Annotated in this window: 15 protein-coding genes; 10 read left to right on the top strand and 5 right to left on the bottom strand. The window is 69.6% G+C overall.

Features of this window, described 5'->3' with window-relative positions; translation table 11 throughout:
* The first annotated feature begins 3 nt into the window (after positions 1 to 3).
* The 3 genes from EV380_RS10550 to EV380_RS10540 are packed head-to-tail and all read left to right on the top strand — an operon-like array spanning position 4 to position 2,605.
* Positions 4 to 972 (top strand): carbohydrate ABC transporter permease, encoded by a 969-nt coding sequence (locus EV380_RS10550; protein ID WP_130451105.1) that lies wholly within the window; start codon positions 4 to 6, stop codon positions 970 to 972.
* Positions 972 to 1,904, top strand: coding sequence for a carbohydrate ABC transporter permease (locus EV380_RS10545; protein ID WP_207219391.1), 933 nt, complete (start codon positions 972 to 974; stop codon positions 1,902 to 1,904). The genes EV380_RS10550 and EV380_RS10545 overlap by 1 nt, the downstream gene beginning before the upstream one ends.
* A gap of 5 nt (positions 1,905 to 1,909) precedes the next feature.
* Positions 1,910 to 2,605, top strand: coding sequence for a DUF624 domain-containing protein (locus tag EV380_RS10540; RefSeq protein ID WP_130451104.1), 696 nt, complete (start codon positions 1,910 to 1,912; stop codon positions 2,603 to 2,605).
* A 12-nt stretch (positions 2,606 to 2,617) separates the two neighbouring features.
* On the opposite strand, the gene EV380_RS10535 is transcribed toward EV380_RS10540, so the two are convergent.
* Positions 2,618 to 2,992, bottom strand: coding sequence for an RNA-binding S4 domain-containing protein (locus EV380_RS10535; RefSeq protein WP_130451103.1), 375 nt, complete (start codon positions 2,990 to 2,992; stop codon positions 2,618 to 2,620).
* A 123-nt stretch (positions 2,993 to 3,115) separates the two neighbouring features.
* On the opposite strand from EV380_RS10535, the gene EV380_RS10530 reads away from it, so the two are divergent.
* A complete protein-coding gene (locus EV380_RS10530) occupies positions 3,116 to 4,444 on the top strand; it encodes an amidohydrolase family protein (protein ID WP_130451102.1) in 1,329 nt (442 codons plus the stop codon).
* Between the two features lie 168 nt (positions 4,445 to 4,612).
* Positions 4,613 to 5,932: a short-chain fatty acid transporter gene (locus EV380_RS10525; protein ID WP_130452190.1), complete on the top strand. Its 1,320-nt coding sequence runs from the start codon at positions 4,613 to 4,615 to the stop codon at positions 5,930 to 5,932.
* Between the two features lie 12 nt (positions 5,933 to 5,944).
* Here the strand turns inward: EV380_RS10525 and EV380_RS10520 are convergent, their stop codons facing one another.
* On the bottom strand, positions 5,945 to 7,084 hold the full coding sequence (locus EV380_RS10520) for a glycerate kinase (protein ID WP_130451101.1): 1,140 nt from the start codon (positions 7,082 to 7,084) through the stop codon (positions 5,945 to 5,947).
* Between the two features lie 18 nt (positions 7,085 to 7,102).
* Positions 7,103 to 8,338: a mandelate racemase/muconate lactonizing enzyme family protein gene (locus EV380_RS10515; protein ID WP_130451100.1), complete on the bottom strand. Its 1,236-nt coding sequence runs from the start codon at positions 8,336 to 8,338 to the stop codon at positions 7,103 to 7,105.
* A 271-nt stretch (positions 8,339 to 8,609) separates the two neighbouring features.
* Between EV380_RS10515 and EV380_RS10510 the strand changes: the two genes are divergently transcribed.
* From EV380_RS10510 to EV380_RS16995, 5 genes are all read left to right on the top strand, one after another.
* Positions 8,610 to 9,518 (top strand): carbohydrate ABC transporter permease, encoded by a 909-nt coding sequence (locus tag EV380_RS10510; RefSeq protein ID WP_102157300.1) that lies wholly within the window; start codon positions 8,610 to 8,612, stop codon positions 9,516 to 9,518.
* Complete coding sequence (locus EV380_RS10505; protein ID WP_373278128.1) at positions 9,511 to 10,467, top strand: carbohydrate ABC transporter permease; 957 nt, start codon at positions 9,511 to 9,513, stop codon at positions 10,465 to 10,467. The genes EV380_RS10510 and EV380_RS10505 overlap by 8 nt, the downstream gene beginning before the upstream one ends.
* 112 nt (positions 10,468 to 10,579) lie before the next feature.
* Entirely contained in the window at positions 10,580 to 11,947 is a 1,368-nt protein-coding gene (locus EV380_RS10500; RefSeq protein WP_423219024.1) for a Gfo/Idh/MocA family protein, read from the top strand.
* 13 nt (positions 11,948 to 11,960) lie between these two features.
* A complete protein-coding gene (locus tag EV380_RS10495; protein WP_102157294.1) occupies positions 11,961 to 12,869 on the top strand; it encodes an NAD-dependent epimerase/dehydratase family protein in 909 nt (302 codons plus the stop codon).
* A 212-nt stretch (positions 12,870 to 13,081) separates the two neighbouring features.
* Entirely contained in the window at positions 13,082 to 18,382 is a 5,301-nt protein-coding gene (locus EV380_RS16995; protein WP_130451098.1) for a rhamnogalacturonan lyase family protein, read from the top strand.
* A 77-nt stretch (positions 18,383 to 18,459) separates the two neighbouring features.
* Here the strand turns inward: EV380_RS16995 and EV380_RS10485 are convergent, their stop codons facing one another.
* Positions 18,460 to 19,593 carry a M24 family metallopeptidase gene (locus EV380_RS10485; protein ID WP_130451097.1) on the bottom strand — a complete coding sequence of 378 codons (1,134 nt, stop codon included), beginning with the start codon at positions 19,591 to 19,593 and terminating at the stop codon, positions 18,460 to 18,462.
* A gap of 34 nt (positions 19,594 to 19,627) precedes the next feature.
* The gene (locus EV380_RS10480; protein ID WP_130451096.1) at positions 19,628 to 21,748 is read right to left on the bottom strand and encodes a DUF6807 family protein; all 2,121 of its coding nucleotides are present in this window, start codon (positions 21,746 to 21,748) and stop codon (positions 19,628 to 19,630) included.
* Positions 21,749 to 21,792: the final 44 nt, after the last annotated feature.

The following is a 21,792-nucleotide window of genomic DNA, read 5'->3' as shown; positions in this document are numbered from 1 at the left end:
ATCATGAACACGTCGAGCATCGAGGCGGGTCCCCTTGCCGCAGCCGCGGCAGAGCCGGCGGCCCGGCCGGCGGCCGGCGGCGGACGCCCCGCGGGCAACCGCCGCCAGGCCAGGCGCAACACGCTGATCGGATGGTCCTTCATCCTGCCGAATTTCCTGGGGTTCCTCGCCTTCACGCTGATCCCCGTCATCGCCGCCTTCGGGCTCGCCTTCATGCACTGGAACTCGTTCTCGACCCCGCGCTGGGTGGGGCTGGAGAACTTCCGGACGATGTTCGCGAGCGAGACGTTCTGGATCGCGCTGCGGAACACGGTCGTCTACACGATCGGCCACGTGCCGCTGACGCTCGCGCTCGCGCTGGGTCTCGCCCTGCTGGTCAACCGCAAGCTCAAGGGCATTGGGCTCTTCCGGGTCGCGATCTTCTTCCCCTACATCACCTCGCTGGTGGCGGTCGCGGTGGTTTGGAACATGCTGTTCAACCCGGAGAGCGGGCCGATCAACCAGTTCCTGATGTGGATCGGGATCTCCGATCCGCCCGGCTGGACCTCCAGCACCACGTGGGCGATGCCGGCGGTCATCATCACGAGCGTGTGGAGGGACATGGGCTACTACATGGTCCTCTACCTCGCCGGGCTCCAGGCGATCCCGCGCGAGCTCTACGAGGCGGCCGAAGTCGACGGGGCCAGCGCCTGGCAGCGCTTCTGGAACGTCACCCTGCCCGGCCTGCGTCCCACGACGTTCTTCGTGGTGGTCATGCTGACCGTCGCCAGTTTCAAGGTCTTCGACCTGATCGTCGTCATGACCGAGGGCGGGCCGGGGCGCTCCACGACAGTCCTCTCGCAGCTGATCTACCGCGAGGGCATCCTGCAGGGCGAGTTCGGATACTCGTCGGCGATTTCGCTGGTCCTGTTCTTGCTGGTGCTCGGGGTCACGGTCGTCCAGTTCAGAATTCAACAGAGGAGGGAACGCTGATGTCCGGTCTCGTTAAGGAAACGAGTGTGCCGCGCACGGCCGACAGCCGGGCCCCGGAAGGGGGCGGCTTCGATGCGCCGGCGCCGATGCGCCGGGTTCCCGCGAAGGAGGTTCGCCAGCGGCGCGGGGACAGGATCACCTACGCCGTCCTCTGCGTGCTCGTGGTCCTGCTGATGGTGCCGTTCATCTGGATGGTCTCCTCGTCGCTCAAGCACGACAACCAGGTGTTCACGGTGCCGATCCAGTGGATCCCCGAAGAGTTCGTGTGGTCCAACTACGCGGATATCTGGGAGCGCATCCCGATGCTCGGCTACGTGCAGAATTCGCTGTACCTGGCCGTGATCATCACGTGCCTGCAGGTGCTCACGGGCTCCCTCGCCGCCTACGGCTTCGCCAAGGTGCGCTTCCCGGGCCGGGACTGGCTATTCCTGGGCTACATCGCGACGATCGCCGTCCCGTGGCAGGCATACATGGTCCCGCAGTACATCATGATGCAGCGCATGGAGCTGACGAACACGTTCTGGTCGCTCATCCTGCTGCAGGCCTTCGGCGCGTTCGGCGTCTTCCTGATGCGCCAGTACTACATGACCATTCCGGACGAACTCTGCGAAGCGGCCCGCATCGACGGACTCAGCGAATACGGCATCTGGGCGCGGGTCATCTTGCCGCTGTCGAAGCCGGCGCTCGCGACCCTGGCCCTGTTGACGTTCGTCAACACGTGGAACGACTACATGGGGCCGTTCATCTATCTGACCAGCAACCGGCTCTGGACGGTCCAGCTCGGACTGCGCTCATTCGTCGGCCAGTTCGACGCCGAGTTTGCGATGATCATGACCGGTTCGGTCATCTCGGTCGTGCCGATCCTGATCATCTTCCTGATCGGGCAGAAGCACTTCATCGAGGGCATCGCGACGAGCGGGATGAAGGGGTAGCGGCCATGGTGGTGCAGACGACGGTGGAGCCGGCCTCGCGCTTCGAGAGCTTCGGCGCGATGTTCGGGTACGCGTACACGTTCATGGTCGTCAACATGCTCCTGATCGTCGCGAACGCCCCGCTGGCGTTCCTGCTGCAGACGGTCGTCGACCTTGCGGGAGCGTGGCCGCTCGTGCTCGCGGCCACGCTCACGACCGGCCCCTCGTTGGCCGGCGCTTTCGCGGCGTTCGACCACCTCCGCGCGGGCGGGGCGTCGCCGCGGCCTGCACGGGCGTTCGTCGCCGAATACCGGCGGATGTTCCCGCAGGCCGCGCTCGTCTCGGCGGCCACGGGCGCCGTCGTGCTGGTCGTCGTGGTGGACGCCGCGGCGGCGGCGCGGGAGCACGCGTTCGCGGTGCTGCTGCCACTGCTCGCTCTCGTGCTGATCGGCGCGCTCGCGCTCGCGGTCACGGTGCTGGCGGCCGCGGTGTTCCGGCCCGGGGAGCGGCTCGCCGTCCTGGTCCGGGACTGTCTGTACGTCGCGGTGCGTCGCTGGTATCTCAGTCTGGCCGCGGTGGCGTTGCTCGGGCTCCTAGCCGGCATCATCCTGGTCCAGCCGGTGCTCGGGATGGCGCTCGCGCCGGCGCCGCTGCTCTACATCGTCTGGGCGAACGCGTCTTACGCGCTGACGCGCGATGGGCTCGGCCCGGACGCGTCGTAGCCGGCATGCGTTTCAGGGCTGGTCGAACGTCCGGCGCAGCCGTTCCATCTCGCGGCGGTCCTTCTTGGTCGGGCGGCCGGCGCCGCGGTCGCGGACCGGTACCTGCGGGACGACCTCGCGGGTCCGGGGCGGAGTGTGGTCGATGTAGCAGGACTGCGCGACCTGGGCGCCCACGCGCTTGGGGATCGTCCGCGTGACCTCGAGGATGCGGTCGAAGCCGTGCTGGCGGACCCGGATCTTGTCGCCCGGGACCACGGGCTGGGAGGCTTTGGCCGGGTCGTCGTTGCGGCGCACGTGGCCGGCGCGGCACGCGGCGGTGGCCGCGGATCGGGTCTTGTAGATGCGCACGGCCCAGAGCCACGCGTCGATTCGCACCTGTCCGCTCATGGCAACCCAGCATAGCTGGGCCGGACGAACCCGCGTGACGGCGCACGGAATATGGGATACCAAAATGACGTCAATGGTGTTAGCTTGGCATGAGTCACCCCCTCTGACGACAAGGATGTCCCCATGTGCACGCACGACCACGACTCCCTCCCCGCCCCTGATGCCTCCCTCGCCCGCCGCAGTGTCATCGCGGGAGCAGCCGCACTCGCCGGCATCGGCCTCCTGCCCGCCTCCGCGGCTGCCGCCCCTGCGCCGGTCGCGGGCCGCCCCGCAGCTCCGGGATACCACGGGAACGCGCAGACCCCGCCGCCGCTCGTCGTCGAGGGCGGGACCATCGTCGACCCGGTCACGGGCGACGCGATCGAAGACGGCGTCGTGGTGCTCGAGGGCGGGCGGATCGAGGCCGTCGGCGACCGCGCCTCCACCCGTCGGGCCGTTGCCGCCGTCGCGGGCCGGGCCACGGTCGTCGACGCGACCGGGCGGTTCGTCGTCCCCGGCCTCGTCGACGCCCACGTGCACGCCAACGCCCTCGAGGACGCGCGGCTGATCCTCAGCCACGGCGCCACCACGGTGCGCAGCGGCTCGTCGAGCTTCTACCAGGACGTCGCGCTCGCGTCCCTGCCCGAGTGGGCTCCGGGCCTGTCCCCGCGCATGCATGCGGCCGGGCTCTTCGTCTCGCCGGAGCTCGGCGACTCGGTGCTGGCCGACCCGGCCCTGGCGCCGCTGGCCGCGCTTTCCGACGGCGTGCACGACCCGAAGGACCTCGCGCACCTGACGAAGAACAACATCAAGCGCGGCGCGTCCGTCATCAAGACCCGCGCCAACCCGCGAGCCGGGCTGGCCGAGCAGGACCCGCTCGAGCTCGTGTACGACCAGGAGCAGCTCTCCGCGGTCGTCGCCGCCGCCAAGGGCGCCGGCGTGCTCTGCCACGCCTACAGCGCCGAGGGCATCGCCGGGGCGGTGCGCGCGGGCGTGCGCAGCATCGAGCACGGCGTCTACGTCGACGAGGCGACGCTCGCCGATATGGCCGTTCGCGGCACGGCCTTCACCCCGACGCTCGCCGGCCTCGCCTCGATGGCCGATTCCGCGAACCCGGTGCTCGCCGAACGCGGCCGCGCCTACACCCCCGTGCTGCAGGAGGCCGTGCGCGCCGCGGTCGCGGCCGGCGTCGACGTCATCGCCGGCACCGACTCCTTCGGCACGGACGTGATGCCGATCGGGACCGAGGCCCGCTCGCTGGCCAACGCCGGGCTCTCGCCGCTGCAGGCGCTGCGCGCGGTGACGACGACGCCGGCGCGCCTGCTCGGCGTCGGACGCACCGTGGGCCGCCTCGTGCGCGGGGGAGTCGCCGACGTCGTGCTGCTCGACGCGGATCCGCTGGCCGACGCCGCGGCGCTCGAGCGCGTCTCGGGCGTGATCGCCCAGGGGGTCGTGGTGCGCGACGACGCGTGAGCGGGGTCCGGTTTCAGGGCTCGGGTCCGCGGCCCAGACGGTCCGATAGGGTGATCCGTATCACTTGTCGAGCCGTCGAAGAAGCCGGAGAAGCCCATGTCAGCAGCACCTGACGGATCCGAACCGCGAGACGCCCGCGCGGGGCGCGGCGGCGGCCTGGCGGTCGTCATGCGCCCCGTCAACCACGTCGTCGAACGGCTCATCCCGTCGGCCCTCGTCTTCGCGATCGTCCTGACTTTCGTCGTCGCCGCGCTCGGCCTGGCCCTGACCGGGGCGACACCCGCCGCCGTCGTCACCGCGTGGGGCGACGGGCTGTCGGGGCTGCTCGAGTTCATGACGCAGATGGCCCTGATCCTGCTGCTCGGCCACATGCTCGCGAACACCGGACCGGTTCGCGCGCTGTTGACGCGGGTCGCCCGCCTGCCGCGGAGTGCGATGCAGGCCTACGTGTTCGTTTTCGTCGCCGCGGCGCTGGCCTCGCTCGTGACCTGGGGCCTCGGCCTCGTGGTCGGCGGGATCCTCGCCCGGGAGGTGGCCGCGCAAGGGCGCGAGCGGGGCCTCAGGCTGCATTTCCCGTTGCTCGTCGCCGCCGGGTTCGCCGGTTTCGTCGTGTGGCACATGGGGTATTCGGCGTCAGGCCCGCTGACCGCGGCGACGCCGGACTCGTTCGTGAGCGAGCACCTGGGGGCGCCGCTGCCGATCACGGAGACGGTCTTCACGACCTGGAACATCGTCGCCGCTGCCGTAACCATCGTGGCCGTGGCGGCGACGATCCTCCTCGTCTCCCCGCGCGCCCAGGACCCCGTCGTCGAGCTCGACGTGGACGCACGCGACCGGGGCGTGGACGTGGACGACGACGTCGTGACCCCCGCCGATCGGATCGACGCGAGCCGGCTGCCGACCCTGCTGCTCGGGCTGCTCCTGGTCGGCTACCTCGTCTTGCACTTCGCCGGCGGCGGATCGGTGACCCTGAACGTCGTGAACTGGACGTTCCTGGCGCTCATCCTGCTGCTGGTGCGCAGCCCGTTCGAGGTGATCGCCCTGACCAAGGACGCGGCGGGCAATGTCGGCGAGATCCTCCTCCAGTTCCCGCTCTACGCGGGGATCCTGGGCATCATGGCCGGCACCGGGCTCATCGAGCTCTTCTCCGACGCACTCGTCGCAGCGTCCACTCCGCAGACCTTCGGCGTCATGGCGTTCCTCTCCGCCGGCGTCGTGAACTTCTTCGTCCCCTCCGGCGGCGGGCAGTTCGCGATCCAGGCGCCCATCATGCTCGGGGCTGCCGACTCCCTCGGGGTCGACCCGTCGATCGCGATCATGGCCGTGGCATACGGAGATCAGTGGACCAACATGATCCAACCCTTCTGGGCGCTGCCGCTGCTGGCCATCGCGGGGCTGAAGATGCGCGACATCCTCGGCTACACCACGCTGGTGCTGATCGTCTCCGGGATCGTGTTCGCGTCGACGTTGCTCATCGTCTCCTCGTAGCCGCGCCGCCCGTCAGCGGTCCAGGAGCGCGCAGGCGTTCGCCGCCGCGTCCTCGATGAGTGCGGGCGCGGCGGCCAGCAGCTCGTCCAGCGACGCTGCGCCGGGCGCGATCGAGAACGCCGCCGTCAGCCCGGCCGCGCGCACGTCCGCGGCCGTGAGCTTGACGGTCCCGGCGATCACGACGACGGCCGCGCCGCCCGGAGCCCGAGTGCGGACAGCGTCGACGACCTTGCCGCCGAGCGACTGCGTGTCCAGCGCGCCCTCGCCCGTGAGGACGAGGTCCGCGTCCGCGAGTGCGGCGTCGAGCCCGACGGCCTCGGCGACGAGGCGCGAACCCGGCAGGACCTCGGCGGAGAGCAGAGGCACGAGTGCGAGCGGCATGCCGCCGGCCGCGCCGAATCCGGCGGTGGCGCGCAGCTCGCCGGCGTCCGCGCCGGAGTGCGCGGCGACGACGTCGGCCAGGTGCGAGAGCCCGGCGTCGAGAGTCGCGACGTCCGCGGCGCTCGCGCCCTTCTGCGGGCCGAACACGGCGGCGGCCCCGCGTTCGCCCGTCAGCGGGTTGTCCACGTCGACCGCGATCCGCCAGCGCACCCCGCGCGCCGCCGGGTGCAGACCCTCGAGATCGATCGAGCGCACCGCGTGCAGGCGTCCGCCGCCGAAGCCGGCAGCGTCGTCGTCGTAGTCGATGCGCGCGCCGAGCGCGGCGAGCAGGCCGAGGCCGCCGTCGGTGCTCGCCGAGCCGCCGATGCACAGCAGGATCTCTTCGACGCCCGCGTCCAGCAGGTGGCGCGCGATGAGCCCGACCCCGTAGGTGTCGGCGCGCAGCGGCTGCGCCCCGACGTCGCTCACGTGCGGCAGGCCGTTGCCCTCGGCGGCCTCGAGGATCGCGGTGGCGCCGTCAGCGGAGCGGCCGAAGCGCGCGGTGCGGGGCCGGCCGATCGCGTCGACCACCTCGACGGTCTCCGCCTCGCGGCCCCAGACCGCCAGCAGCGCGTCGAGCGTGCCCTCGCCGCCGTCGGCGAACGGCAGCTCGACGACCTCCGCGCGCGGGAACACCTGGCGTGCGCCGGCGGCCAGGGCCGCGGCGGCCTGCGCGGCGGTGGCGCTGCCCTTGAACGAGTCGGGCACGCACACGATCTTCTCGATGCTCATGGTTTCCTCTCCTGTCGCCTACGAGATTTTCGCACGTCTGATCGTGGCGGCCTCTAAGATGTCGGGGTCCGGAGCGAAGCCCAGCCCGGGGGCGGAGGGGAGCACGACGGCGGAGGCGTCCGCGCCGGAGTCATCCTGATGGGCGCCGTGCAACGAGTGCAGCCGCTGCGGCCAGGTGAGGAACGGGACCTCGAGCTCGGGGTGGGGCGACCCGTCACCCGCGAGCTGGACCGGCATCGCGGCGATCACCTGGGCCGCAGCGGCGAGCGCTGGGCCGTAGTAGAAGTTGTGCGGGACGACGGGCACCCCCAGACGGGCGCCGGCGTCGTACACCTCGAGCATCGAGGTGATGCCGCCGATCTTGCCGACGCTCGGCTGCGCCACGGAGACGGCGCCGGCGGTCATGTCGGCGACGAGCCCGTGCACGCCGGAGGCGTTCTCGCCGGCCGAGACGACCCCGTGGCGCCGGTTCAGGCGCGCGAGCGCGGGTGAGTCGTCGGGCGGGAAGACCGGCTCCTCGAGCCAGTGCAGATTCAGGTCCGCCAGGCCGGAGAGCGCGGCGTCGGCGCCGGCCTCGTCCCACGCGCAGTTCACGTCGACCATGAGGCGGGCCTCGGCGCCCGCGGCGCGGCGCGCGGCGGCGATCGCGTCCCTGGTCGATTCGTGCAGCTTGAACGCGGTGAAGCCGTCCGCACGAGCCCGTGCGATGTGGAAGGCGACCTCGACGGGGTCCTCGCCGTAGTGGACCAGGGAGGCGTAGGTCCGCACGCTCTCCCGCGGGGCCGCCGTGTGATCGCGGCGCTGGGCGATGAAGGACCGCAGCGGCAGCTCCTCGCGCTGCGCGGCGATGTCCCAGAGGGCGATGTCGATGGCCGAGAGGGCGTAGTGCACCGGGCCGGTACGGCCGAACGCGTGGAAGGCGTACTCGGCGTCGCGGCGGACGGCCGCCGGATCGGCCGGCTGGCCGATGAAGAAGGGCGCGACCATCTGTTCGAGGGCCGCCCACGTCGCCGGGTTGGTCTTGTGTCCGAAGGCCTCGCCCCAGCCCGTCACACCGTCCGCGGTCGTGACCGCGACCATGAGGGATTCCATCGCCGTGAAGGTCTTGGACGATGCGTTAAAGGAATCAATAGACTCTGATTTGTCCGTCGAAGCATCGCGGCGGCCTGCGTCGAACGGCAGCGACGTGAGGACGAGTTCGATCCGGATGATGGCGGAATGACGTGCATCGGACGGCCTCGGGGTGCTCGGCATGACTCTGATCCTTCTGGGGCTGCGGGTGCGGGTGCGCCACTCGGACGCTTTTTCCGGGAGGGGAGTCGGTCACCACCACCTGTGGTTGACCTCACAACTCCGGTAGCTTACCGTGGAGAACGAACTATTGGAAAGCGCATTCCCGCAGAGGTCTCGATGTAGGTCGCCGTGGGTTTCTACTCAAGGAGTCAGCCATGCTGTTCCACACCACCTTCCGGCGTCGAGGCGCCGGCGCACCGAGGGAGACGGTCCTGTGAGCGTCCTCGCCGAGATGCAGAATCTGTCCAAAGTCAAAGGCGGCAAACGCCAGTACAAGGACAACAAGGCCGGCCACATCTTCCTGCTGCCGTGGACGATCGGCCTCTTCGCGATCACCCTCGGGCCGATGGCGATGTCGCTGTACCTCTCCTTCACGAACTACAACCTGCTGCAGGCGCCCGAATGGATCGGCGGCGCGAACTTCGTGCGCATGTTCCAGGACGACCGCCTGATCAACTCCCTGCAGGTCACGTTCACGTACGTGCTGGTCGGCGTCCCCCTGCAGCTCATCGTCGCGCTGCTCATCGCGCTCCTGCTCGATCGGGGCATGCGGGGCCTGGCCTTCTACCGGTCGGTCTTCTACCTGCCGTCGATGCTGGGCTCCTCGGTCGCCATCGCGGTGCTGTGGAAGCAGCTTTTCGGCACGTCCGGCCTCGTGAACCAGGTGCTCGCGATGTTCGGCATCGAGGGCATGGGGTGGATCTCCAATCCGGACACCGCGTTGAGCACCCTGATTCTGCTGCACGTGTGGACCTTCGGTTCGCCCATGGTGATCTTCCTCGCCGGCCTGCGTCAGATCCCGGCGATGTACTACGAGGCGGCCTCGATCGACGGCGCGACCCGATTGCGCAAGTTCGTCAGCATCACGCTGCCGCTGCTGAGCCCGATCATCTTCTTCAACCTCGTGCTGCAGATCATCGGCGCCTTCCAGAACTTCACGCAGGCGTTCATCGTCTCCAACGGCACCGGCGGCCCTGCGGACTCCACGATGTTCTTCACGCTCTACCTGTACCAGCAGGGCTTCAAGGGCTTCGACATGGGCTACGCCTCCGCCATGGCCTGGCTGCTCGTGATGATCGTCGGAGCCTTCACCGCCGTCAACTTCCTCGCCTCCAAGTATTGGGTGTTCTACGATGATTGAGCAGAAGACAGACTCCAGCGCCACGGTCACAGCCGAAGGCTCCTCCGCCCCGCCGCAGACCCCCGCCGAGGTGCGTTCCGCGACGGCCCCGCCGCCCATGAACAAGTACCGGCCGAGCCCGCGCGTCGTCCTCCGGGCCGTCATCAAGCACGTGGTCATGGTCGCCTCCGCGCTGCTGATGATCTACCCGCTGCTGTGGATGATCGTCAGCTCCCTGCGACCCACGGATGTGATTTTCCGCGAGCCCGGCCTGTTCCTGACGACCTTCGAGTGGGCCAACTACGAACAAGGGTGGAATGCGCTATCCCACCCGTTCAGCCACTTCCTGATGAACTCGGCGATCGTGGTCTTCGGCTGCATCCTCGGCAACCTGATCTCGTGCTCGCTAGCCGCCTACGCCTTCGCGCGGCTGGACTTCCGGTTCAAGAAGATCATGTTCGGCCTCATGCTCATGACGATCATGCTGCCGATCCACGTCATCATCGTGCCGCAGTACATCATGTTCTCGCAGATCGGCTGGGTGAACACGTTCCTGCCCATCATCATCCCGAAGCTGCTGGCGACGGACGCGTTCTTCATCTTCCTCATGGTGCAGTTCATCCGCGGCATCCCGAAGGACATGGACGAGGCCGCCCGCATCGACGGCGCCGGCCACGCGCGCATCTTCCTCCAGGTGATCCTGCCGCTCATGGTCCCTGCACTGGCGACGACCGCGATCTTCACCTTCATCTGGACGTGGAGCGACTTCTTCACCTCGCTCATCTACCTGACCGACCCGTCGATGTACACGGTCCCGGTCGCCCTGCGCGCCTTCATCGACGCAACGGGCGAGTCCAACTGGGGTTCACTGTTCGCGATGTCGATCGTCACCCTGCTGCCCGTGTTCCTCGCGTTCCTCCTCGGCCAGAAGTTCCTGGTCAAGGGCATCGCGACCACCGGCATCAAGTAGCACCAGCACGACGCCGGGGCGTCACCGCAGCGTGCGGTGGCGCCCCGAGCGCTTTCCCCGCCCCAGCCAGCAGTCCTCACGAGAGTGAGCCGTTCAAGGAGTCAACGCGCAAGTGAGCGAATCGAATCGCACCCGCTACGTCATCATCGGCACCGGAAACCGCTGCGAGATGTACATCAACGCCATCCTCGGCGACCACGCCGACGTCGCCGAGCTCGTCGCGCTCGCGGACACCAATCCGGGCCGCGCCGCCTACTACCAGGACGTCATCGAGCAGACGTACGGCGAGAAGACCGAGTCTTTCGATCCGGCGGCGCTGACCGGGTTCATCACGGAGGAGAACGTGGACCGGGTCATCATCACGAGCCCCGACTTCACACACGCCGACCTGGTCTGCGAAGCGCTCGAGGCCGGCGCCGACGTCGTCGTCGAGAAGCCGCTGACCGTGAACGCGGCGGCCGCCGAGCGCATCGCCGACACTGTGGAGCGCACGGGCCGGGAGGTGATCGTGACGTTCAACTACCGGTACTCGCCGCGCAACACGGCGCTCAAGGCTGCGATCGCCGACGGACTGATCGGCAGGGTCACCTCGATCGACTTCTCCTGGGTCCTGGACACCGTGCATGGCGCCGACTACTTCCGGCGCTGGCACCGGATCAAGGAAAACTCCGGTGGGCTCCTGGTGCACAAGTCCAGCCACCACTTCGACCTCGTCAACTGGTGGCTCTCCGACGTGCCCGAGCGCGTCTACGCGGCGGGCGGCCTGAAGTTCTACGGGGCCGACAACGCGGCGGAGCGCGGTATTGCGGCCCACGAGCGCGGCACGCGCGAAGACAGCGCCGCGGATCCGTTCGCGCTGGACCTGCGCAGCGACGAGCGCCTCGAGGGCCTCTACCTCAAGAATGAGGAGCACGACGGCTACCGCCGCGACCAGGACGTGTTCGCACCAGGGATCACCATCGAAGACAATCTGGCGCTGACCGTGAACTACTCTCGAGGCGCCGTGCTCAGTTACTCGTTGAACGCGCACAGCCCGTGGGAGGGGTATCGGGTCGCCGTCAACGGGACGGAGGGGCGCCTCGAGCTCGACGTCGTCGAGCGGGCGGCGGTCCTGCCGGCCGCCGGCGGTGCGCCCGTGGACCCCTCGGTGACCGAGGACGGGCACGACAATCCGCTGCGCGCCAGTGGTGAGCGCCTGGTGCTGCAGCGCCACTGGGAGGAGGCGCACGAGCTGGAGATCATCAACGGGGAGGGCGCCCACGGCGGCGGCGACAAACTGCTGCTGGCGGACATCTTCCGTGGGCCCGGAGAGGACCCGTACGGGCGCCCGGCTGGTCTTGTGGACGGGATCCAGGCGATCGCCGTGGGGATCTGCGGAAATGAGTCCCTGCTCCGGGGGCAGGTGGTGCACGTCGACGACGTCGAGCTGGGTCTCGACGCCGCCTCGAACGCCGGCCGTGTCCGCGCGGCCGCGCTCTAGGGGAGGGGCGCGCATGGCGAGAATCCTCATCACGGGCGGCTCGGGCCGCCTCGGCCGCAGCGTCGTCGCCGGTTTCGCGGCCGCTGGGCACGACGTCGTCAGCCTCGACCGGCAGCCCCCGCCCGATCCGGTCGACGGCGTCGCCTACGAGAGCGTGGATCTGCTCGACGCCGAGGCCGCGCGCTTGCTGTTCGCCCGTGTCGCACCGGAGGCCGTGGTCTCCCTCGCGGCTATCGCGGTGCCCTTCAGCGCCCCCGAGGACGTCATCCTGAAGACGAACGCCGCGATTGCGCACAACGTGACCGACGCGGCCGTGGAAGCGGGCGTGCGCAAAGTTGTCGTCGCGTCCAGCCCGTCGATCATGGGGTACGGGTCGCCGGCCGGCTGGGTCCCGCCGCGGCTGCCGCTCGACGAGGACGTGCCCCCGCAGCCCTGGCACGCTTACGGGCTCTCGAAGTACGTGGCCGAGCAGGTCGCCGCGATGTTCGCGGCCAAGCACGGTCCGGGCGACGGGGAGAACGGGGTGAAGTTCGCGTCGTTCCGGCCCTGCTACGTGATCGCGCCCGAGGAGTGGGCGGGCGCGCCGACGCAGCAGGGGCACACCGTCGTCGAGCGGCTCGACGACCCGAAGCTCTCCGCCCCGGCGCTGTTCAACTACGTCGACGCCCGCGACGTGACCGACTTCCTGCTTCTTCTTCTCGAGCGGATGCACCTGATCGAGAACGGGGACGTCTTCTTCGTCGGTGCCGCCGACGCGATGGCCCGGGCGCCGCTCGCCGACGTCATCCCGGAGATCTACCCCGAGCTGGCGCACTTGGCGGGCGGGCTGGTCGGCTCATCGCCAGCCTTTAGCATCGAGAAGGCGCGCCGCGTGATCGGCTGGGAGCCCAAGCGCAGCTGGCGTACCGAATTGCCGAACTAGATCCTTCGTCCAGGACCGGGCGTCGGGGGTGCCGCTACGGCGCTCGCGGCGCCCAGTTCTTTTAAAGAGAAAGCTCGGTTGCCGCATGCGTGATGCTCAGGCGGCATGCATGGACCCTTGACCTTTGCATGTGACGCGCATTACGTTCGACGTTGGAAAGCGCAATCCAAACACTCTGTCATCACTCGACCCAGAGAGGGATCGGCTCAAAGATGAATCGTTTCAGAAAGCCATTGAGGCTCAGCCTCGCCGTTGTCACGGCCGGGACGCTGGCCGTGGGAACTGCGGCCGGAGCTACAGCGGGACCACCCGCCGCGACCACGACGGCACCCGCGTCCGGCACGGACCAGGCCGTCGAGTTCACGTTCGACTTCGGCACCCCGCAGAGCCCTGTCGCCGACGGGTTCGTCCGCGTCGACCACGAGAACATCTACACGGAAGAGGCCGGCTTCGGCATCGTCGACAATCCGGGCTTGGCCTCCCGGGACCGGTCGACCGGCGACGACGCACTGGCCGGGGACTTCGTCCTCGGCGCGCAGTGGGAGTTCGGCGTCGACGTCCCCGACGGCCGCTACGACGTCGAGGTGTGGGCCGGCGATACGCTCGCCGGCACCTCCAGTGTCCGGACCACGATCGAGCTCGAGGGCGAGGAATCCGGCCACGTCCGGCCCGCGAAGGAGGCGGTCGCCAGCGAGGTCTTCTCCGCCGACGTGACCGACGGACAGCTGAGTGTCGGCGTGACCGGCGCCGGCAACGGCTATGTCAACGGCCTCCGGGTCACCCGCACCGGGGACGCGGGCGCGGTCGAACCGGAGCCGACCGAGCCGCCGGACGAGACCGACCCCGCCGCGATCGCCGCCCCGCAGTCGCTGCGCGTCGCCCATGTCGCCGACGGGGCCATCGCGATGCGCTGGAACGAGGTCCCCGCCGCCGAGGGCTACATCCTGACCCGCGCCGACGCCGTCGATGGCGAGTACGTCGAGGTCGCTCGCTCCGGAGAGCGCGAGGTCTTCGCGACCGACGAGGCCGCGGACACCTCCGGCCTGAACTACTACCGCGTGCACACGATCGCCGACGACGGGAGCTCCGCGGCGTCCGCTGCCGCCGTCGTACCCGCTCTCGGCGCCGAGGCTCCCGACCTGCCCGAGGGTGGCACGCTGCGCCTGGACTTCGGGCCCGGCGCGGTCGCCGGCGGACACCAGGGCGTTGACGCCTCCACCGCATACGACGTGGAGACCCGTCTTGGCTTCGTCGACCCGTCCGCCGTGACGGGCGCCGATCACGGCGGAGACGATGCCCTGCGCGCGGACTCCGTGACGGTCTCCGGTACCGAGTTCGTCGCGGACCTCCCCAACGGCGACTACACGATCGGGGTCGTTGCCGGAAGCGCCGAGGCCGCCACCGACATCTCGATCACCGCCGAGCGGATGCTCAAGGTCGCGCCCGTCGAGAAGTCGGCAGGCGAGTTCCACGAGATGGAGTTCGACCTCTCGCTTGTCGACGGCCAGCTCAACCTGGAGTTCGCCGGCGACGCGGCCAATCTCGCCGGTCTGACGATCACCCGGCGCGGAGAACGCGAGGCCGGCGCGGAGCCGACGGTGTACATCACGGGCGACTCGACCGTGCAGACGTACCGGGACGACTTCGCCCCGCAGGCCGGCTGGGGTCAGATGATCGAGCGCTTCCTGTCCGACGACGTCGTGGTCGACAACCACGCCATCGGCGGCCGCTCCTCGAAGAACTTCATCAGCCAGGGGCGGCTCGACACGGTGCTCGGCCAGATCCGCCCGGGTGACTACCTCTTCGTGCAGTTCGGCCACAACGACAACTCCTACGGCGTGGACGACCGCTACGCGGCCCCGGCCGACTACCGCAACTACCTGCGCACCTATGTCGACGGCGCAATCCAGCGCGGGGCAACCCCGATCCTCGTGACTCCGGTGTCCCGCCGTTCCGTCGACGAGGCCACGGGCGAGTTCAACGTCTCCTTCCCCGCCTACGTGCGTGAGGCCACGGAGCTCGCGGCCGAAACCGGGTCCGCGCTCGTCGACCTCTCCGCGTCCAGCCGCGGCTACCTGAACGAGATCGGGCCCGAGGAAGCCAAGTCGGTCTTCCTGTGGGTTCCCGCGGGCGTCTACCCGAACCGTCCCAATGGCACCCAGGACGACACCCACTTCCAGGAATACGGCGCCATCGCGATGGCCCGCCTGATCGCCCAGGACATCGAGCAACTGGACGTGCCACTGGCCGATCAGGTGCGCGACGTCGAACCGCCGGCCGAGGTGCCCGCCGCGCCCGCCGGCGTCGTCGCCTCGAACGTCTCCGCCACGGGCGCTACGCTCAGCTGGAACGAGGTCGACGGAGCGGACATCTACAAGGTGTACGGCAAGGAGACCTCAGCCGGCGAGAACGAGTACGCGCTGCTCACAACGTCGACCGTCCCGCTCGCGAACGTCACCGCGCTCGAGCAGGGGATCGCCTACGATCTGCGCGTCGTGGCCGTGAACGGGCGCGGCGATTCGGACCCGTCGGCGGCCGTGAACATCACGACCAAGGCCCCGCTGCACAAGTTCGACTTCCAGCTCTCCGGCCATGCCACACTTGAGGGCTACACGGCCTTCGAGGAGACCACCGTCTACAGCGAGGAGCTGGGCTACGGCTTCACCGATGCGGTCCCCGGGGGCCGCGACCGCGGGACGGACTTCGATCCGACGCCGACCGACCTGCAGCGCGACTTCGTTCTGCCGAGCGCCGACACCCCGATCGCCGTCGACGTCCCGGACGGCAGCTACGCCGTGGAAGTCATCTGGGGCGACATGATCGGAACCGCCCGCCTCGGCGTCACGATCGAGGGCGAGGACTTCGGCTCCTCCACCGCCGGCCGCGGAGGCACTTCGAGCCGGATCCTGCAGCCCATCGTCGTGCGCGACGGCCAGCTGAACATCGAGGCATCGGGCTGGCTCAACGGTCTGGAAATCACCCCGCTGATGTACGCGCCGACCGGGCTCACCGCCGGAGACGTCGCCATCGACGGGCGCGACGTCTCCGTCCCGCTGAGCTGGAACGCCACAGACGACGCCGTCGGCTACCGCATCTACCGTCAGGCGGCCGGGGCTGATGCGCGCACGGCGATCGCGGACACCGAGGCTGCGGAGTTCGTCGACACCACGGCCGACGTCGGGCTGGTGTACACGTACACCGTCGTCGGCCTCGACGCGGCCGGCGGGGAGTCCGTCCCGTCCACCGAGCTCGAGGTGACGACGATCGACGAGACCGTGGCCACCGCGCCGGTGCCGGAGAACCTCACGGTCGGCGAGGTCGGCAAGAACTCGGTCGAGCTCACGTGGAACGTGGTCGATGAGGCCCTGTTCTACCACCTCTACCGTGCCGAGCCCGGAGGCGAGCTCGTCCTCGTCGATCGCAGCGACGAGCCGACCTACACCGACACCGACGTGCTCACCACCATCGAGTACACGTACGCCGTGGCATCCGTGAATGCCGGCGGCGCCTCCGAGTTGTCGGAGAGCGTGACGTCCCCGGCGGAGACGAAGCTGGAACGCCAGGCCGAGCGCATCAACCGGGCTCCCGTCGCGGCGCAGAGTGACGGTGGAGTCTACGTCGGCTGGCCGCTGCTGGGCGGCGACGAGACCGACGCCGGCTTCCACGTGTACCGGGACGGCGAGCGCATCACCGAGGCGCCCGTCACGGACAGCACGAACTTCGTCGATTCCGACGGCACCGCCGGCTCGACGTACCGGTTGAGCACCGTCTCCGACGACGCCTCCGACGGCAGCGGCAAGGGCCATGGAAAAGCCAAGGGCAAGGAGAAGAACAAGGACAAGGGCAAGGGCAAGAAGAAGGGGCATGACAAGCACGCCGACGAAGGTTCCGGCGAGTACTGGGCCAGCGCCGAATTCGGCGTCTGGGACGGCCAGACCCTGGACATCCCGCTGAACACGCCGGATGACGCCTATTCGAAGGACGGTCAGCCCTTCAGCTACCGGGCCAACGACGTGTCCGTCGGCGACGTGGACGGCGACGGAGAGTACGAGTACATCGTCAAGTGGGACCCGTCCAACTCGCAGGACAACTCCCGCTCCGGCTACACGGGCAACGTCTACGTGGACGCCTACGAGCTCGACGGCACGCAGCTGTGGCGGATCGACCTGGGCCACAACATCCGGGCCGGCGCGCACTACACGCAGTTCCAGGTCTTCGACTACGACGGAGACGGCAAGGCCGAGGTCGTCATGAAGACAGCCGACGGCACCGTCGACGGTGCGGGCGAGATCATCGGCGACTCGCGCGCCGACTACCGGAACTCGGACGGGCGCGTCCTGACCGGGCCCGAGTACCTGACGGTGTTCTCCGGTGCCACGGGCGAGGCGATCGACACCATCGACTACGTCCCGGCCCGCGGCGACGTCGGATCCTGGGGCGACACCTACGGCAACCGCGTGGACCGCTTCCTCGCGGGGACGGCCTACCTGGACGGCGAATCGCCGAGCGCCGTCTTCTCCCGCGGCTACTACACGCGCACCGTCGTCGCGGCGTTCGACTTCGACGGGGAGAAGCTCAGCGAGCGTTGGGTCTTCGACTCGGACGTGGCTGGCAAGGAGTTCGCCGGACAGGGCAATCACTCGCTCTCCATCAACGACGTCGACGGCGACCAGAAGGATGAGATCCTCTTCGGTTCGCTGACGATCGACGACGACGGCACCGTGCTCTACAACACCGGTCTCGGCCACGGCGACGCCCAGCACGTCTCCGACTTCGATCCCTCGCGCCCCGGCATGGAGGTCTTCTCCGCGCACGAGGATATGGGGCGGTCGGGGAACCGGGGTCTGACCATGCGGGACGCCGCAACGGGCGAGATCCTCTGGGACACCCCGGCCACGCAGGACATCGGCCGAGCGGCCATGGGAGACATCGACCCGCGGCACGCGGGTGCCGAGGGCTGGGGCATCGGCGGAGACGGCTCGTGGAACTCCAAGGTGGGCTACCTGATGTCGGCATCCGGCGAACTGATCTCGGAAACCATTCCGGCCGCCAACTTCCTGACCTTCTGGGACGGGGATCTGCTGCGGGAGATCGGCGACCACGACTACGACGCGGAGGCCGGCGCCGGCGTGCCGACCATCGCGAAGTGGAACTGGGAGACCGAACAGGCCGACGAGATCTACCGCGCTGAGGGAACGCTGACGAACAACAGCACCAAGGGCAACTTCGCCCTGCAGGCGGACCTGTTCGGCGACTGGCGGGAGGAGATCATCACGCGGACCGAGGACTCGTCGGCGCTGCGGATCGCCACCACGACGATCGAGACCGAGGAGCGGCTCTTCACGCTAATGTCGGACTCGCAGTACCGCCTGTCCGTCGCGTGGCAGAACACCGGCTACAACCAGCCGCCGCACACGTCCTACTTCATCGGCAAGGACATGGAGGAGCCCGAGGCACCGCGGCTAGCCTTCACGGCCGACGCCCCGGAGGTCGAGGAGGTCTCGGCCCGATAGCGCCGGCGACAAGAAGGGCCCGCTCCCGACGGAACGACCGTCGGGAGCGGGCCCTTCTTGTCGAATGCAGGGATGGTTCAGCGGCGCAGGACCGCCGGGCGCTGTCGGCCGGCGACCTCGACGCTTGGCCAGCGCGGGTCGACGCTGAGAACCTCGACGGCGGCCGAGCCGTCGTCGCCGAAGGTGAGCAGGACGGTGTCCTCGACCTTGGCGACCAGACCCGAGGCCGGATCCGCACCCGATGGGTTCCATGCGAAGGCCTGCTGATTCACGATCGCGTCTGTCACGCCGGGCTCCAGGCGCGGATCGCGGCCGTTGTAGCCGGCAGCGCCGCCCTGGTGGTGCAGGGTCCACTCGTCGTCGGCGAAGCCGTGCGACGGGTAGGAGGCCTGAATCGCGGGCAGGACCCGGTCCATCGTCGCGCCCGGGACGAGCTGGGCGAAGATGTCCGCTTCCACGTCGAGGATGCGGGCATCCAGGTCCGCTTCGCCGGGCAGCAGTTCCCCGAACGTCACCCAACGCGTGACGTTGGCGATGAGACCGTGACGGCGCGCGCAGACGACCGCCATGGCGCGGCGGCCGATCGGGGCGTTCGTCGGCAGCGGGTGCCGGTGCTCGGCGCGGTAGGCACCGGAGACGAGCAGGACGACGGGGTCGGCGCCGAACGCGATGATGCGCCGGCCGAGTTCGGCGGCCAGCTCCATCTCGGTGGTCTCTTCGGTCACTTCCGACAGCACGTCGGTCAGGGCTGCAGCCGCGTCCCGGCAGAGCGCGCGGTAGCGATCGACCTCGACCGGCAGGAGGGACGCACGAGCGGCGCGCAGCTCGGCTCCGACCTGCTCCTCGCTCAGGACGTTCCACGCCCCCGCCGCTGGATACCAGGCGGCGACGTCGTTCAGGCTCCCGTGCCACGGCAGCACGTGCACGCTCACGCCGTCCGTCTCGCCGAGCTCCTCGCTGCACAGCCGGGCCGACTCGTTGATGAAGAGCCCGATCTCCGTGCCGTCGCGGTGCACCAGGGCGGCGGCGATGGGCGCGCCGGCCAGCGAGATGTGGACGCGCGAGCCGCCGAGATACCAGGTCAGGGCCGCTGTGGAGGTCAGCAGCAGCGCGTCGGACCGGTGCGCGTCGAGGATCTCGACGATGCGGGCGTGTTTGGTCGCCTGCTCCGTGGCGAGGCGGTCCCGTTCGTGGGTGGGCAGGGTGCTCATGTGAACCTCAGATCGGGGGTAGGTAAACGTTAGACTACGCGCTGACGAGTGAGGACACCAGAGCCTCGACGCGTTCGCGCGGCACGATCCCGTCCAGGACGAGGGTCCGCACCCGCCGCCGGACCGGGGAGCCCGGGCGCGTCACGGCCGGCTCGTCCCACGCGAGCGAGGCCCCGATGCCGGGGTAGCCCGCGCAGCGCACGAACCAGGGGTCCGGGTCGGCGGAGACGAAGACGAGCGTGGCGGGACCGCGGCCCGACCCGGTCTCGGGCTGGGCGTCGGTGCCGGCCAGCGGGTGGCCGTCGTTCGAGGCGAAGTCCGCCGAGACGGCGACCCAGTCGCTGACCGTCCCGTGCACGGCCTCCTCGCCCTCGGCCTCCGCGGTGTAGATGCGGGCGTCGGCAACCGCGGGCAGCCGCCAGAAGAAGCCGCCGTACCCGCCGCCGGGGCGCCCGTTCGAACCCGGGCTGCCGAGCGCGACGGGTCGGTTGCCAGCCGGCGCGAGGGAAAAGGAGAAGTCCAGCTCCCAGCCGTTCGCCCCCACATCCGCCACCGGGCGCGCGCTAACCTGGCGGTCCTCGGTCAGGAGCGCCGCGCCGTCGTAGCCGGTCCACTCGAGCCGGGCGCGCAGCCGCTGACCGCACGTGCTTTCGGCCTCGGCGTCGTGGATGACGGACTCGGAGAGGGTGCGGATGCGCCCGTGGTCGGCGCGCCAAACATAGCGCCCGGCGTCGCGCGTGTAGGTGCGCCCGCCCCAGAAGTTGCACCCCTCCACGTCCTGCAGCGCCACCGAGACACCCAGGTGCCACGTGTGATCCAGGGGCTGCTGGTCGGTGACGACGACGCCGGAGAGCGTGCGCACCCGGTCCAGGAACGGACGCGGCCCGTTGGCGGCGGAGATGTCCTCGCCCGTGCGCAGGTCGGCGACGGGTACGGGCGCGGCCGAACCGGCCGGGGTCACGGCGAGCGTGCCGGAGACGGCCGGGGCCGCGGCCCACGGAGCGCCGAGTGAGGAGAAAGTCGACGAACCCTTGACCGCCCGGTCGATGAGGTTCTCGATGTGGGGGACGATCGGGCGTTCGTCCTCGCCCTCGCCGGCGAACGTCACGTGTTCGGGACGGATCTGCGCGGGGTCCGCGGCGGTGCGGACGGCCTCGAGCACGCGCATGAACGCGCCCGTGCTCTCGAGCGGGCTGAGCAGGGTGTCGGCGGCGCCGGCGCGGACGTCGATGAGGTTCTCGAGCAAGTTGGTCCGGCCGAACGTGCTCCGGCTCCCGGATCCGCCTGCGGGTGCGTCCGGGTTGGGTGTGACGACGAGCTCGTCGCGCGTGTAGTAGAGGACGGCGTGTCCCTCGGTGCCGTACACCGTGATCCACGGGTCGTGCTGCTCGGTCGCGCACACGGTCAGCGCGCACGTCACGTCGACGCCGCCGGCCGTCGTCAGGCGGATGCTGGTGGTGTCGTCGGCCTCGATGCGGTGCGCGTGGTGCAGTTCGGTCGCGAGGTCCACGACATCGTCGCTCGCCCGCGCGCCCGCGATGTGCAGGGCGGTCTGGACGGCGTGGGCGAGCGGGTTCGTCGCGACCCCGTCGACCACCTGCACACCGTCGAGGACCCGGCGCCCGGCCCACGGCGCACGGTCGTAGTAGCCGCGGGTGCGCACCCAGGTCCCGCTCGCGCCGACGCTGCGCAGGGTGCCGATCGGGCCCTCGGATCCGTCGGCGGGGGAGAGGACCTCGGAGATCTCGTCGAGCGCGTGCGAGCCGATCGACTGGAAACCGACCTGAACCCGCGCCCCCGCCGCGGTTGCGGCCGCCAGCAGTGACTCGTACTGCTCGAGGGTCGCCGTCGGCGGCTTCTCCAGGTACAGGTCGGCGCCGAATTCGAGGGCCCGCAGGCCGAGGTCGTGGTGGGTGCTGATCGGCGTCGAGACGATGACGATGTCGGGGGTGATCCCCGCCGCGGAGACGTCGTCGAGCGAGGCGAAGACCGGCGTGTGCGCACCGCGGACCTCCGGACCTGGGTCGTTGAAGTCGACGCCGGCGAGCAGCCGCATCTTGCCCAACCCCACGAGGCGCTCGATGTTGATCAGGTGCTGCCGGCCGAAACCGTTCAGACCCACCAGTACGACGCCGGCCGGCTGCTTCTCTGCCATCTCTTACCTCTTCGTTCGTCTCGATCGATCAGCGGCCCCGGCGC

It is taken from the genome of Zhihengliuella halotolerans (assembly GCF_004217565.1).
GTDB classification, from domain to species: Bacteria; Actinomycetota; Actinomycetes; order Actinomycetales; family Micrococcaceae; genus Zhihengliuella; species Zhihengliuella halotolerans.
This window is presented reverse-complemented; position numbering and strand designations above follow the sequence as displayed.

What these genes read in the sequence shown, in the direction of transcription:
- EV380_RS10550 (WP_130451105.1), top strand. Translation starts at nt 4, where the DNA reads ATGAACACGTCGAGCATCGAGGCGGGTCCCCTTGCCGCAGCCGCGGCA.
- EV380_RS10545 (WP_207219391.1), top strand. Translation starts at nt 972, where the DNA reads ATGTCCGGTCTCGTTAAGGAAACGAGTGTGCCGCGCACGGCCGACAGC.
- EV380_RS10540 (WP_130451104.1), top strand. Translation starts at nt 1,910, where the DNA reads ATGGTGGTGCAGACGACGGTGGAGCCGGCCTCGCGCTTCGAGAGCTTC.
- EV380_RS10535 (WP_130451103.1), bottom strand. Translation starts at nt 2,992, where the DNA reads ATGAGCGGACAGGTGCGAATCGACGCGTGGCTCTGGGCCGTGCGCATC.
- EV380_RS10530 (WP_130451102.1), top strand. Translation starts at nt 3,116, where the DNA reads ATGTGCACGCACGACCACGACTCCCTCCCCGCCCCTGATGCCTCCCTC.
- EV380_RS10525 (WP_130452190.1), top strand. Translation starts at nt 4,613, where the DNA reads ATGCGCCCCGTCAACCACGTCGTCGAACGGCTCATCCCGTCGGCCCTC.
- EV380_RS10520 (WP_130451101.1), bottom strand. Translation starts at nt 7,084, where the DNA reads ATGAGCATCGAGAAGATCGTGTGCGTGCCCGACTCGTTCAAGGGCAGC.
- EV380_RS10515 (WP_130451100.1), bottom strand. Translation starts at nt 8,338, where the DNA reads ATGCCGAGCACCCCGAGGCCGTCCGATGCACGTCATTCCGCCATCATC.
- EV380_RS10510 (WP_102157300.1), top strand. Translation starts at nt 8,610, where the DNA reads ATGCAGAATCTGTCCAAAGTCAAAGGCGGCAAACGCCAGTACAAGGAC.
- EV380_RS10505 (WP_373278128.1), top strand. Translation starts at nt 9,511, where the DNA reads ATGATTGAGCAGAAGACAGACTCCAGCGCCACGGTCACAGCCGAAGGC.
- EV380_RS10495 (WP_102157294.1), top strand. Translation starts at nt 11,961, where the DNA reads ATGGCGAGAATCCTCATCACGGGCGGCTCGGGCCGCCTCGGCCGCAGC.
- EV380_RS16995 (WP_130451098.1), top strand. Translation starts at nt 13,082, where the DNA reads ATGAATCGTTTCAGAAAGCCATTGAGGCTCAGCCTCGCCGTTGTCACG.
- EV380_RS10485 (WP_130451097.1), bottom strand. Translation starts at nt 19,593, where the DNA reads ATGAGCACCCTGCCCACCCACGAACGGGACCGCCTCGCCACGGAGCAG.
- EV380_RS10480 (WP_130451096.1), bottom strand. Translation starts at nt 21,748, where the DNA reads ATGGCAGAGAAGCAGCCGGCCGGCGTCGTACTGGTGGGTCTGAACGGT.